The 12,717-nt window shown below is 52.0% G+C and carries 12 protein-coding genes; all 12 read left to right on the top strand.

Annotation, left to right across the window (positions count from 1 at the left end; all coding sequences use genetic code 11):
* Positions 1-51: 51 nt before the first annotated feature.
* The 12 genes from NNX04_RS12090 to NNX04_RS12035 all read left to right on the top strand — a co-directional run bounded on the left by NNX04_RS12090 (position 52) and on the right by NNX04_RS12035 (position 12,605).
* Positions 52-807: a DUF3450 domain-containing protein gene (locus NNX04_RS12090; protein ID WP_261945911.1), complete on the top strand. Its 756-nt coding sequence runs from the start codon at positions 52-54 to the stop codon at positions 805-807.
* A gap of 12 nt (positions 808-819) precedes the next feature.
* Entirely contained in the window at positions 820-2,289 is a 1,470-nt protein-coding gene (locus NNX04_RS12085) for a MotA/TolQ/ExbB proton channel family protein (protein WP_261945910.1), read from the top strand.
* A 17-nt stretch (positions 2,290-2,306) separates the two neighbouring features.
* Complete coding sequence (locus tag NNX04_RS12080; RefSeq protein WP_007639983.1) at positions 2,307-2,822, top strand: MotA/TolQ/ExbB proton channel family protein; 516 nt, start codon at positions 2,307-2,309, stop codon at positions 2,820-2,822.
* 28 nt (positions 2,823-2,850) lie between these two features.
* Positions 2,851-3,258, top strand: coding sequence for an ExbD/TolR family protein (locus tag NNX04_RS12075; protein ID WP_007639985.1), 408 nt, complete (start codon positions 2,851-2,853; stop codon positions 3,256-3,258).
* Positions 3,258-3,890: an energy transducer TonB gene (locus NNX04_RS12070; RefSeq protein ID WP_151054529.1), complete on the top strand. Its 633-nt coding sequence runs from the start codon at positions 3,258-3,260 to the stop codon at positions 3,888-3,890. The genes NNX04_RS12075 and NNX04_RS12070 overlap by 1 nt, the downstream gene beginning before the upstream one ends.
* A gap of 48 nt (positions 3,891-3,938) precedes the next feature.
* Positions 3,939-5,240: a tetratricopeptide repeat protein gene (locus tag NNX04_RS12065; RefSeq protein ID WP_261945909.1), complete on the top strand. Its 1,302-nt coding sequence runs from the start codon at positions 3,939-3,941 to the stop codon at positions 5,238-5,240.
* 29 nt (positions 5,241-5,269) lie between these two features.
* Positions 5,270-6,385, top strand: coding sequence for a purine nucleoside permease (locus NNX04_RS12060; protein WP_261945908.1), 1,116 nt, complete (start codon positions 5,270-5,272; stop codon positions 6,383-6,385).
* A 171-nt stretch (positions 6,386-6,556) separates the two neighbouring features.
* A complete protein-coding gene (locus NNX04_RS12055) occupies positions 6,557-7,750 on the top strand; it encodes an amidase (protein WP_261945907.1) in 1,194 nt (397 codons plus the stop codon).
* Positions 7,747-9,384 (top strand): gamma-glutamyltransferase family protein, encoded by a 1,638-nt coding sequence (locus NNX04_RS12050; protein WP_261945906.1) that lies wholly within the window; start codon positions 7,747-7,749, stop codon positions 9,382-9,384. Before NNX04_RS12055 ends, NNX04_RS12050 begins: the two co-directional genes overlap by 4 nt.
* Positions 9,381-10,202, top strand: a complete 822-nt coding sequence (locus tag NNX04_RS12045) for a sulfite exporter TauE/SafE family protein (RefSeq protein ID WP_007639995.1) — start codon at positions 9,381-9,383, stop codon at positions 10,200-10,202. The genes NNX04_RS12050 and NNX04_RS12045 overlap by 4 nt, the downstream gene beginning before the upstream one ends.
* Before the next feature lie 82 nt (positions 10,203-10,284).
* On the top strand, positions 10,285-11,541 hold the full coding sequence (locus NNX04_RS12040) for a pyridoxal-phosphate-dependent aminotransferase family protein (RefSeq protein WP_261945905.1): 1,257 nt from the start codon (positions 10,285-10,287) through the stop codon (positions 11,539-11,541).
* On the top strand, positions 11,538-12,605 hold the full coding sequence (locus tag NNX04_RS12035) for an adenosine deaminase (RefSeq protein ID WP_261945904.1): 1,068 nt from the start codon (positions 11,538-11,540) through the stop codon (positions 12,603-12,605). Before NNX04_RS12040 ends, NNX04_RS12035 begins: the two co-directional genes overlap by 4 nt.
* The last annotated feature ends 112 nt before the right edge of the window (positions 12,606-12,717 follow it).

Genomic DNA, 12,717 nt, shown 5'->3' with positions numbered 1-12,717 from the left:
TTCATGTTACAGGGGGCTCGTATGAGCCCCGCAATTTGATTGAGGTTGATTATGGTTTTGCGTAAACCCCTGGGCGCTGCACTGATGGCGGTTACCCTGCTCGCGCATCCGGCTTTTGCCGTGGAAGACAGCCTGCAAAAGCAGGAAACGATTGATAAAAATGCGGCTGCCAGTCAGCAGCGCATCGACAAACTCGCCGATCAAACGGTAGATGCATTGCAAACCTATCGCACTGCCTCCCAGTGTTTGGAAAGTTTGACCATTTACAACCAGCAAATGGAAAAACTGATCGCCTCACAAAAAAATGAAATTTCCAGCATTCAGCGGCAGACGAGTGAAATTGACACCATCGAAACCGGTGCCTTGCCGCTGATGTTAAAAATGACCAAAACACTCACCGATTTGGTGGAAGCCGATGTGCCGTTTTTAAAAGATGAACGCAAAGAGCGCGTGGCTAATTTGCAGACCCTGATTGATCGCGCCGATGTCACCGCCGGTGAAAAATATCGCCGCATTATGGAAGCCTATTTGGTGGAAGTGGAATACGGCCGCACTATTGAAGCGTATCGCGGTGAATTAGTGGTAAACGATGCGGCGCGCAGCGTGGATTTTTTACGTGTGGGTCGTGTGGGCTTGTATTACCAAACACTGGACGGCAGCGAGAGTGGCTTTTGGAATGGCAAGCGCGGTTCCTGGGAAATGCTTGACGCCAGTTATCGCACTGCAGTTCGCGATGGTTTGCGTATTGCGCGCAAACAAACACCGCCTGAGTTGTTAACGCTCCCCGTTAATGTGCCTGCCAAGTAAGGAATTCCGTTTATGAAACCTACTTTGAAATTTGCTCCACGCTTTTTAATGAAAAGCATTTTAATGAAAAGCGCTTTTGTAAAAAGTGTATCGGTGAAAAATATACTTGCCAATGCGCTGGTTAGCATTGGCATGGTAGCGGGTGTTGTTGCGCTGACCACCAGTATCAGTGCCCAGGCGCAAACCGCTAATTCATTGCAAGATCTGTATCAACAAATCAACAAAGAAGTCACTGCCGAGGCCACGCACAATACCGAGCGCGAGCAGCGTTTCCGCGCGGCCGCCGGCGAACAGCAGGCGATGTTGGCAGAGGTGCAAGGCAAATTGGCAGCGCAAGAAAAATTGCGCGCTGAAATGCAACTGGTGTTTGATGCTAACGAAACCCAGCTGGCAGAGTTGTCCACCCAATTGGATAAACGCACCGGCAATCTGGGTGAATTATTTGGTGTATTTCGTCAAATGGCGGGCGATACCCAACAAATGTTATTTGACTCGGTAATTTCGGTAGAACATCCGGAGCGTATTGCGCTGCTGGAATCCCTTGCAGAAACCAAAGAAGTTCCCACCATCACCCAAATGCAACAACTGTGGAGTTTGATGCTGCAGGAAATTTCCCTGTCGGGATCGGTGAGCCGTTTTGAAACCACCGTGATAAAACCTGATGGCGAAGCTTATACCGCGCCGGTAACCCGTGTAGGTACATTCAATATTGTCGCCGACGATAAATATTTAAATTACGTGGCCGATAGTCAACAACTGGTTGAACTGGCGCGCCAACCCGGCGGTGCAATTCGCGCAACAGCCGCCGATTTGAGTGAGGCATCCGGCGATGCATCGGTAGGTTTTGCGCTCGATCCATCGCGCGGTGCGTTGCTCGGCTTGCTGGTGCAATCGCCCAGTTTTATGGAGCGTGTTGATCAGGGGCAAGAAGTGGGCTACGCGATTATTGCGCTCGGTATTATCGGGCTGCTGGTGGTGCTTGAACGCATGATCAAATTGGGCCGGGTATCGGCATTGATGAAAAAACAATTGAAAGATATGGATCATGCGGCCAATGACAACCCCTTGGGGCGGATGATGCTGGCTTACTACGAAAACAAACACCTTAAAGATTTGGATGTGCTCAGCAAAAAACTCGATGAAGTTATTTTCAAAGATTTGGCTGAACTGCGCAAAGGGTTGTCCACCATTAAAGTGCTTGCCGCGATTGCACCGCTGATGGGATTGTTGGGAACTGTGACCGGGATGATCGGCACCTTCCAGGCGATCACACTCTTTGGTGCAGGCGATCCAAAACTCATGGCCGGTGGTATTTCGCAAGCGCTGGTGACCACGGTGCAAGGTTTGGTGGTGGCGATTCCGCTGTTGTTATCGAGCAATATGCTCAGCAGCCGCGCGCAACAACTCAGCAAAGTGATTGGTGAACAAGCGTCGGGCATGATCGCTGAAAAAGCGGTTGATATTGCTCAGTCCAAAGCCTAACGCGGGGGTACGCCGTCATGGAATTAGTTACATCTCTCGGTGATTTTCTCAACACCGGCGGCAATGTGCTCTGGGCAATTATGTTCATCAGTTTTTGGTTGTTTTTTCTGATTATTGAGCGCTACTGGTTTTACCTGCGTGAATACCCGGCCTTCCGCGCGCGCAATCGCGCGGCATGGCAAGCGCGCAGCGATAAATCCTCCTGGTTTGCCGAGCAGCAGCGCAAACAATTGTTGTCGGAGTTGGATTGTTTAATGTTGCGCAACATGAAATTAATTCCCGCGTTGATTGCACTCTTGCCGATGATGGGTTTGCTCGGCACGGTCACTGGCATGATTCAGGTATTTGAAGTCATGGCTTACCTCGGTTCAGGCAACCCGCGCGCGATGGCCAATGGTGTGAGTGCGGCCACTATTCCCACCATGGCCGGTATGGTGCTGTCACTCGTGGGCATTCCTTTTATGACCGAATTAAATCGCCGCTACCAGCGCGAGCTGCGCGAAAACGCGGCGGCAATGCCACTGTTTCATTAACGGTCGCCTTTAGACAAGTGAGAATTTTATGAGTGACAATCGTTTTTTAATGAATGAAGAAGATGAAGCGCAAATCGATTTAACACCCATGCTCGACGTGGTGTTTATCATGCTGATTTTTTTTATCGTTACCTCTACGTTTGTAAAAGAATCGGGCGTGGATGTCACACGGCCGCAGGCGGAAACCTCGGTGGTTACTGAATCCAATGCAATTCAAATTGGCATTACGGCCGCGAATCAAATTTTTATGGATAAACGTCAAATTGATAAGCGTGCGATTCGCGCCAACGTGGAAAAATCCCTCGCTGAAAACCCCGGTGCGTCCGTCATTATTGTGGCCGATCAGGATTCCAATACTCACACCTTGATTGATGTTATGGATCAGGCGCGCCTCGCCGGTGCGACATCGGTTTCGGTTGCGTCGGAGAATGACTAATGCTTGCGAAATACAGCTTCAGCCTGGTGGCAGCCGTAGTGCTTGGGCTGCTGGTGTTTGTCGCCATGCAGGCATTGATCGCGACAGACGGCATGTTTGCCGAGCCGGATAAAAATCACACCTATTTAAATTTTGTGCGCGTGGATACCAGCAACGACGATGTGAATACCAAAGATCGCCGTTTGCCGGAGCCACCACCGCCGCCAGAAACACCGCCGGATGTGCCTGACCTGAGTAATCAGATGATGGCCAACAATACCAATTTGAGTATGGATATGCCCAAAATCGGTACGCAAGTCAGCGGCGGTTCGGGGCCATTTCTCGGCACCCTTGCCGCCGGTGATGGCATGTCCGGTTTTGATACCGATGTGATTCCGGTGGTGCGGGTACCGCCTGCGTATCCACAGCGGGCCAAGCAAGCGAAGCTGGAAGGCAAGGTGACCATGGCGGTAACCATTCGCCCCGACGGCACAGTGGCCGATGTGCAAGTGCTTGAATCCAACCCGCCGCGCTTATTTGATCAGGCCGCCATTCAAGCCATGCAGCGCTGGAAATTCCGCCCGAAAATTGTGAATGGTAAACCCGAGGCGCAACGTGCGCGCCAGACCATTGATTTTAAATTGAGTCAATAGCGGTTCCCGTGTGATGAATAACACGCGATAAATAAACAGGTGTCGATCATGGCAAAAAACAATTCGTTAGCTAATCCCGCAACCCATTCATTTAAAAAGCGATTGTGGCGCACGACAAAATTCAGTGCGCTGATGCTGGGCGTGGTGTTTGCGGCGAATAGTTGGAGTGCATCAACCTCCGTGAGTGCCTCCACCTTTAAACAGCTCACCAGTATTCAAGAGCAGATTGCCGCCAACAAATCTACCGAGGCATTTAATGCACTGAAAACGCTGCACGCCGAAGTTGAGCAGGGTTCTATTGATGAAGCGCTGGTGTTGCAAATGCTCGGCTACACCGAAATGGGGCGCAATAATTACGCGCCGGCTATCGATTATTTAAAGCGCAGCCTCGCGTTAAATATGTTGCCGGAAAACGTGAAATACAACGTGGGTTATATGGTGGCGCAACTCTACGCCGCGCAGGAAAAATATGACGAGGCTTTAGTGTTTGCCGAGGAGTGGTTTAAAACCATCGCCGCGCCAACTCCCGAGCAAGCTATTTTTATGGCCAATATTTTTGCGCAAACGGAAAAATACCAACAAGCCATTCCCTATGTAAAACAAGCCATCGCCGCAGGTGTTGCCAGTGGTAAGGAGCCGCGCGAAAGCTGGTATCAACTGTATATCGCCTGCAGTTTTGAATTAAAAGATTACAACCAGGCAGCCGAGGCTTTGCAAACCGCAATTAAAACCTGGCCGCAAAAACCGGATTACTGGGAGCAGTTGGCCAGTGTGTACGTGATGCAGGGCAAAGAATTAAAAGGCCTGGCCAGTTTGCAGTTGGCGTGGAAGTTGGGCGTATTGCAAAAAGAATCGTCTATTCGCTCGCTGGTGCAATTGTCTGTGACTCAAGGCGTGCCGGAAGTTGGGGCACGTTTGCTGGATGCCGCGCTGCAAAAAAATGCGGTGCCGCGCAACGAAACCTATGTGGATTTGTTGGCTAACGCCTGGATCGCTGCACGGGAAAATACCCCGGCTATTGCAGCGTTTGAAGAGCTGGCAAAAATTACCGGCAGTGGCGACCCCTATGTGCGCATCGCCAATATTTATGTCGATCAAGCCAAATGGAAACCTGCCGAACAAGCCCTGCGCAAAGCGCTGCAAAGCAACGTCAAAGAGCCGGGTAAGGCATGGTTAATTCTGGGCATTGTGATGACCGAACAAACCCAATTTGATCAGGGTTTTGATGCGTTTAAAAAAGCGCGCGCCTATGCCTATACCGAAAAACAGGCGGGCTCCTGGTTGAAATACGCGGAAGATTTGCGTCGTCAACACAATTGGATCAAGCGCAGCCAGGAAACTGAAGGTTAAATTTTTATTTTTATCGAGATGAATTATTTATGAAAATGCGTACAGGTTTTTTGTTATCGGCGATGTTTTTATCAGTTGCTGCATTCACGGGCTGCAATAAACCCGCGACCGAATCCGCAGCGACACCAGTGCAAGCCAGTGTGCAGGCACCGGCGCCTATTCCGGTGAAATTTGTGGTCATCACTATGTTTGAAATTGGTGAGGACAGCGGCGATAAAGCCGGTGAATTCCAGTTGTGGAAAGAGCGCCAAAAGCTGGATACCAAATTTGAATTCCCCAATTCCTATCACGATATTTATATGAATATGGAAACCGGAGTGATGGGCATAGTTACCGGTATTGGCACTGCACATTCCACCGCCGCGACTATGGCGTTAGGTATGGACCCACGTTTTGATTTCAGCCAAGCCTATTGGTTGGTAGCGGGTATTGCCGGTATTGACCCGGAAGATGCCTCCATCGGTTCAGCGGCTTGGGCCGAATATTTGGTGGACGGCGACCTGGCCCATGAAATTGATGCGCGCGAAATTCCGGCGGATTGGGAGACAGGTTATTTTGCCCGTTACACCAGCAAACCTTATGACCCGAAAAAACCTGAACCAACGGGCGAGATGTTGCGCTTGAATCCCGACTTAACCGAGTGGGCATTTCAGTTGACCAAAGATATTGAATTACCCGATATCGAAAGTTTGGAAGCAACGCGTTCACTGTATGTGAATCACCCCAACGCGCAGCGTAAACCCTTTGTATTGAAAGGCGATCAGCTCGCGGCCATGACTTTTTGGCACGGCGAAATTATGAATACCTGGGCCAATAAGTGGACCGATTATTGGACCGAAGGCAAAGGTGAATTTGTGACGTCCGCGATGGAAGATACCGGTACTTATTTGTCGCTGACTTATTTACACAATATTGGCAAGGCCGATAAAAACCGCGTGCTGGTATTGCGCACCGGCAGTAACTACACCATGCCTCCACCGGGTGTTACGGCGGCAGAAAATTTACTCGCCGAAAATGAAGGCTATGCTGGGTTAGATGCATCGCTCGAATCCGCCTATATTGTAGGAACTGCCGTAATGGACAAGATTTTGGGTAATTGGGAAACCTACAAAGACAAAGTGCCTACACCGGCGGATTTGAAATAGTGTGTTGTTAAGCGCTCAATTTCCGGAAGGCTTGCGCTGCTACCTCTGAGACCATCGGAGACATGGATGTCGACGATGAGCCTACAAGGATGTATTCACGGCGTGTCTCAGAGGTAGTAGCGCGAGCCTGACTTGCCAATCAAGTAATCTGCTTTCAAAGGCTTCACATTCATGTCGCTCGATCAGCGCGTCTTTGCATGGCGCGGTCACTATCCTAATACCAAACCCAATCCCTGCGCAGAATCCGGCAGGCTGGCCGGGCTGCGGCTGGGCGTGAAAGATTTATTCCACATCGCCGGGCTACCCACGGCGGCGGGAAATCCTGACTGGCTGGCCAGTCACCCTATACCGGAACAGACATCACCGGTGGTGACGCAGCTGCTGAATGCGGGTACAGAACTGGTCGGTAAAACCCAAACCGATGAACTGGCCTACAGCCTTAACGGTTTGAATATCCATTACGGCGCGCCGATAAATCCCGCCTGCCCCGAGCGCTTGCCCGGTGGTTCATCGAGCGGTTCAGCGGTGGCGGTTGCCGCGGGCGATATCGATATAGGGTTAGGTACCGATACCGGCGGCTCCATTCGGGTGCCCGCCAGCTACAACGGCTTGTTTGGTATTCGCACCAGTCATGGTTTGATTAGCAGTGAGCAGATGGTGCCGCTCGCGCCGCTGTTCGACACAGTGGGCTGGCTCACTCGCGATGCTGAAACCCTGGCGCAAGTGGGCGAGGTATTGCTGCCTGCCGAGCTTGCGCCGCGCTTCCCCCATAGATCCCTGCGTGCGGCGCTGTTGCTGCCGCTGCAAAACGGTGTGCTCTGGAGCCCTGAGCATCAAACCTGGTTAAAACAGCAAACGCTGTTACCTGCGGTCAAACCCATACTGCTTAATAGCGATTGGCTAACGCGCGCCAGTCAGTGTTTTCGCACCCTGCAAGGCCGGGCGATTTGGCAAACCCACGGCGAGTGGATTACTGCCAACCAGCCCACTTTTGCGCCCGATATTCACGCCCGTTTTCAATGGTGTGCGACGCTCACTGACGCCGATCAAACCGCAGCAGAAACAGAGCGCGCAAGTTTGCAGGCGGATATTGAAGGCTGGTTTACCGATGTTGATCTCATCCTGCTGCCCACCACCCCCGGCCCCGCGCCGCTGTTGGGTGCCGACAGCCAGTGGATGGACAGCTATCGCAGCCAATTAATGGGCCTGACCGCACCTGCCGGTTTGGCTGGATTGCCGCAAGTGCATTTACCTGTTTTGGGCGATGAGCAGGGCGCGCCCTACGGCGTGTCGCTATTAGGCCGACGCGGCGATGACAAAGCCCTGTTACAGCTGGCGCTTGATTTATCGGGAGCCAGTTCATGATCCACGATGCTCTGACGGTACCTCCGGCAAAGCCGCACTCCATCGCCTTTAGCGCCCCACATAAACAGGCCGCCGACATCGGCTTGGCGGTATTGCGTGAAGGTGGCAGTGCGGTGGATGCGATGATCGCTGCAGCTGCTGCCATCACCGTGCTTTACCCGCATATGAACAGTTTGGCGGGCGATGGTTTCTGGTTGATCCATAAACCCGGCGCCGCGCCGCGCGCCATAGATGCCTGCGGCTGCGCAGCGCAGTTGGCGAGTATCGATTGGTACCACAGCCAAGGTTTTAAGCAAATTCCCAGCCGTGGTGCACTCGCCACCGTGACCATGGGCGGCACCTTGGCCGGTTGGCAAAAGGCGCGCGATATTGCCGCTGAATCATCTACCCAGTTGCCGTTGAGTCGTTTGTTAGCGCCCGCGATTCAGCTCGCTCGCGACGGCGTTCTGGTTACTCACAGCCTCGCGGCCGCCAGCCGTAAAGTGCAGGCGGAAATGGCCGAACAGGCGGAATACCAGCGCGTATTTATGCCCAATGGCCGCCCGTTGGTTGAAGGTGGAACTCTTACTAATCACGACTTGGCGACTACGCTAAATACCCTCGCCACCCAGGGTTTGGATTCGGCTTATCGCGGCGAACTGGCTGCGCATATCGCCACACAACTCGAACAACTCGGTAGCCCGCTGCGGTTATCTGACTTACAACACTATCGCGCGCAAGAGGTAAAACCGCTCTCGGTGCAAACCCGCTTTGGCAAATGTTTTAACCTGCCCGCGCCGACCCAAGGTGTGGCTTCGCTGCTGATTCTGGCAATTTACGATCGCCTGTTTAAACCCGAATGGGACGAAGCGGCACGGGTACACGGTTTGATTGAAGCCACCAAACTTGCATTTTTAGTGCGCGACCGTGAAGTCGCCGACCCGCGCCGCTTAAGCGAACGTTGGAATGAATTGCTGGATGATGCACATATCGACCAACTCGCGGCGGTCATCACCGAGCGCGCCTTGCCTTGGCCGCAAGTGGCCGAACCCGGCGATACCGTGTGGATGGGCTGCGTGGACAGCAGCGGCACCATGGTCAGTTTTATCCAAAGTATTTATTGGGAATTTGGTTCGGGCGTAGTTGTGCCCGGCACTGGGTTGGTGTGGAACAATCGCGGCGTGGGTTTTAGTTTGGAGGCGGGTCATCGCAATGCGCTCGCGCCTGGCTATAAACCTTTTCATACGCTCAACCCGGCATTTGCACTGTTAAGCGATGGCCGCCGTATTAGCTACGGCACCATGGGTGGCGAAGGCCAACCGCAAACACAAGCGGCATTATTGAGTCGCTATCTGTACGATGGGCGCGCACTCGACGATGCCATCAGTCGCGGCCGCTGGTTACTGGGGCGCACCTGGGGCGACAACAATCACGATTTAAAAATGGAGCAGGATTTAGTGGATTTACTCGGTAACAATTTGCGTGAACGCGGTCACGCGCTCAAAGCCGTTCCCGCGCGCAGTGAAATCATGGGGCACGCCGGTGCTGTTGTCAGTCTCGGCGATGGCAATGCCATTGCGGCCAGCGACCCGCGCAGCGACGGCGTGGGTGTGGTTGGCAATGTCGTTGCCACCATGCAGGAGCGCGCACAATGAATGAATTTTTAAGCCAATGGCTGCCCACCATGATCGCGATGGTGCTGACCGGTGCTTTTGCAGGAATTCTCGCCGGTCTGCTCGGTGTGGGCGGCGGTATTGTGATTGTGCCGGTGTTGTTTTTTGTATTGCAGTCGCTCGGTATTAGCCCGGCAACAGCCATGTTGGTTGCAACGGCCACGTCGCTGTTAGTGATTGTGCCCACCAGCATTTCCTCACTGCGCGCGCATCACAAACGCGGCAATGTGGATTGGGCGCTACTCAAACGTTGGTGGCCATTTATGGTTGCCGGTGTTATCGCCGGCAGCGCTTTTGCACTCAAAGTAAAAGGCGAAGTGACCAGCGCAATTTTTGGCGTGGTCGCTTTATTGGTTGCTGCCAATATGTTGTTCCGTGCAAAAGCCGCGCCCATCGCCCAGCAATTACCCGGCATGGCGGGGCAAGGTTTCATGGCAAGTACCACCGGTTTTTTTTCGGTGATGATGGGAGTCGGTGGCGGCACCATCGGTGTACCACTGCTCACCTCCTGTAATTATCCGCCGCACCGCGCGGTGGGCACCGCATCCTGTTTCGGTTTGTTAATTTCAATTCCTGGCGCAGCTGCGATGTTGCTTGCTGAGACTCCAGCAGACGCACCACAAGGCATGATTGGCATGGTGAATTTGCCAGGATTTTTATTGATTGTGCCGCTCACCGTATTGCTCGCACCGGTCGGTGCCTGGATTGGTTCCAAGTTGGATGCCGTGATGTTGAAGCGTGTGTTCGCGATTTTTTTATGCATCAGCGGCGGGCGTATGTTGATGCAGGTGTTTGCTTGATCAAACAAAAATTTCCAATGTGTTTTATTCGCAATGAGTTCGTGTTTTTTTGTCGTTGTTAGAAGCCGTCAGGAGTTGTTAAATGTCCGATCTGTACAGTGTTAGTCCATCGCTTCTGCGACCTTTTTCACCACCGCCGCGGTTATTAATGGGGCCGGGGCCAATCACTGTTGACCCCCGTGTACTGCGTGCTATGTCAGCGCAACTTGTCGGCCAATATGATCCTGCCATGACGCAATGCATGAATGAAACCATGGCGCTGTATCGCGGTGTTTTCAAAACTAAAAACCAATGGACACTATTAGTTGATGGCACCTCGCGCGCCGGTATTGAAGCCGTATTAATTTCACTGCTGGAGTCGGGCGATAAAATTTTAGTTCCAGTATTTGGTCGCTTTGGGCATTTGCTGTGTGAAATTGCCGAGCGCTGCGGCGCCGAGGTACACAAAATTCACAAAGAGTGGGGCGAAGTATTTACGCCCGACGAAATCGAAACAGCGATTAAAAATGTGCAGCCCAAAATGCTCGCCATAGTGCAGGGCGATACTTCCACCACCATGCTGCAACCGCTGGATTATCTCGGCGAAATTTGTGCGCGCCACGGCGTATTATTTTATTCCGATGGCACTGCCTCTATCGGTGGCAATCCGTTTGAAACGGATAAGTGGCAACTGGATGCGGTCTCCGTTGGTTTGCAAAAATGTTTGTGCGGCCCTTCAGGCAGTGCGCCAATTACCTTGAGCGAAAAGGCGGTTGCAGCGATTCGCAAGCGCCGTCATATCGAAGCCGGTATTCGCACCGAAAATCATGTCGAAGGCAGCGGTCGGCGCATCGCCTCCAATTATTTTGATCTCGGCATGATTATGGATTACTGGGGCGAAGAGCGCCTTAATCATCACACCGAAGCGACCACTATGTTGTATGGCGCCCGTGAATGCGCACGTATTTTATTGGAAGAAGGTGTTGAAAATGCCATCGAGCGCCACCGTATTCACGGTAAGGCAATGGCACAGGGTTTGGCGGCGATGAATTTAAAATTGTTCGGCGATCAAACCAACAAAATGCACAATGTGGTCGGCGTTTATATTCCCGAAGGTGTGGCCGGTGAAGCCGTACGCAGCAGTATGCTTAACGATTTTGGAATTGAAATCGGCACATCATTTGGCCCGCTGCACGGCAAGATCTGGCGCATCGGCACTATGGGTTACAACGCACGTAAAGATGCGGTGTTGCAAACACTGAGTGCTCTTGAAGCGGTGTTGCGTCGCGCGGGCCATTCGCAAACCGCCAATGCGGGTGTGGATACGGCGATGACTATTTATGAAGGAGAGCAACAATGATTCCATCGGTAATCGCCACGGATTTTTCCGGGCTACCTAAACTTGAAGAACTTGCGTCGCGTGAGTTTTTGGCGGGCTTGCCCAAAGCAGAATTGCATATGCATCTCGACGGTGCTTTATCTCCGGCGATGATGTTTAACCTCGCCCAGCGCAATCAGGTGAAGTTGCCCTACAACAGCGTGGAAGACATTGAAGCTGCCTATCAGTTCACCAATCTGCAAAGCTTTTTGGATTTGTTATACCAGGGCGCCTCGGTACTTAAACATGAGCAAGATTTTTACGACCTTGCGTGGGATTATTTTACCAAGTGCAAGGCCGATAATATTCTGCACACCGAATTGTCGTTTGACCCGCAAACCCATACTGATCGCGGTATCGCGTTTGATATTGTTATTAGCGGCATTTTACGCGCGATGGATGATGCCAAAACAAAACTGGGCATCAGCTCAAAACTGGTCATGGATTTTTTGCGGCACTTAAGCGCCGAAAGCGCGATGAAAACCCTGGAAGAATCGCTACCTTGGAAAGACAAAATTATCGCCGTCGGTTTGGACAGCTCCGAACTCGGCCATCCCCCGAGCAAATTTACCGAAGTGTTTGCCCGCGCCCGCGCTGAAGGTTATCGCGTTGTCGCCCACGCCGGTGAAGAAGGCCCGCCGAGTTATATTTGGGAGGCAATTGATCTATTAAAAGTGGAACGCATCGACCACGGTGTGCGCGCCGATGAAGATCCAAAACTCATGGAATATCTGCGCGAAACCCAAATCCCCCTTACCGTATGCCCACTCTCCAATGTGCGTTTATGCGTTTACGAAAAAATGGCTGAGCATAATTTATTTTCACTCATGGACGCTGGCCTGCGCGTAATGATTAATTCCGACGATCCCACCTATTTTGGTGGATACCTCAACGACAATTATTTTGCACTCGCCGACGCTTTTCGGCTAACACGTAAACAGGCGTTGTTGCTCGCACACAATAGTTTCACGTCGAGTTTTATTGGCGATACTGAAAAACAAGAGTTTATCGATCAGCTAAAAAGCTATGCAAACAAATTTCATTAAGAAAAAAGAAGTTCAACTTTAAGCAAGGGTGGTGTTATGTGCTCGGAGACCGCCGGAGCCATGGGTGAGGCAAGCGATTGCAAAACATGTTTTGCGCGCAGCCGAACGACAA

Source organism: Cellvibrio sp. QJXJ, from assembly GCF_024452345.1.
In the GTDB taxonomy this organism is placed as follows: Bacteria; Pseudomonadota; Gammaproteobacteria; order Pseudomonadales; family Cellvibrionaceae; genus Cellvibrio.
Note: the sequence above shows the minus strand (reverse complement) of the source record. Positions and strands in the feature narration are given on the sequence as shown.

Coding starts and splice junctions, on each gene's coding strand:
- NNX04_RS12045 (WP_007639995.1), top strand. CDS start 9,381: ATGAATGAATTTTTAAGCCAATGGCTGCCCACCATGATCGCGATGGTG.
- NNX04_RS12075 (WP_007639985.1), top strand. CDS start 2,851: ATGAGTGACAATCGTTTTTTAATGAATGAAGAAGATGAAGCGCAAATC.
- NNX04_RS12050 (WP_261945906.1), top strand. CDS start 7,747: ATGATCCACGATGCTCTGACGGTACCTCCGGCAAAGCCGCACTCCATC.
- NNX04_RS12070 (WP_151054529.1), top strand. CDS start 3,258: ATGCTTGCGAAATACAGCTTCAGCCTGGTGGCAGCCGTAGTGCTTGGG.
- NNX04_RS12060 (WP_261945908.1), top strand. CDS start 5,270: ATGAAAATGCGTACAGGTTTTTTGTTATCGGCGATGTTTTTATCAGTT.
- NNX04_RS12080 (WP_007639983.1), top strand. CDS start 2,307: ATGGAATTAGTTACATCTCTCGGTGATTTTCTCAACACCGGCGGCAAT.
- NNX04_RS12035 (WP_261945904.1), top strand. CDS start 11,538: ATGATTCCATCGGTAATCGCCACGGATTTTTCCGGGCTACCTAAACTT.
- NNX04_RS12065 (WP_261945909.1), top strand. CDS start 3,939: ATGGCAAAAAACAATTCGTTAGCTAATCCCGCAACCCATTCATTTAAA.
- NNX04_RS12085 (WP_261945910.1), top strand. CDS start 820: ATGAAACCTACTTTGAAATTTGCTCCACGCTTTTTAATGAAAAGCATT.
- NNX04_RS12040 (WP_261945905.1), top strand. CDS start 10,285: ATGTCCGATCTGTACAGTGTTAGTCCATCGCTTCTGCGACCTTTTTCA.
- NNX04_RS12090 (WP_261945911.1), top strand. CDS start 52: ATGGTTTTGCGTAAACCCCTGGGCGCTGCACTGATGGCGGTTACCCTG.
- NNX04_RS12055 (WP_261945907.1), top strand. CDS start 6,557: ATGTCGCTCGATCAGCGCGTCTTTGCATGGCGCGGTCACTATCCTAAT.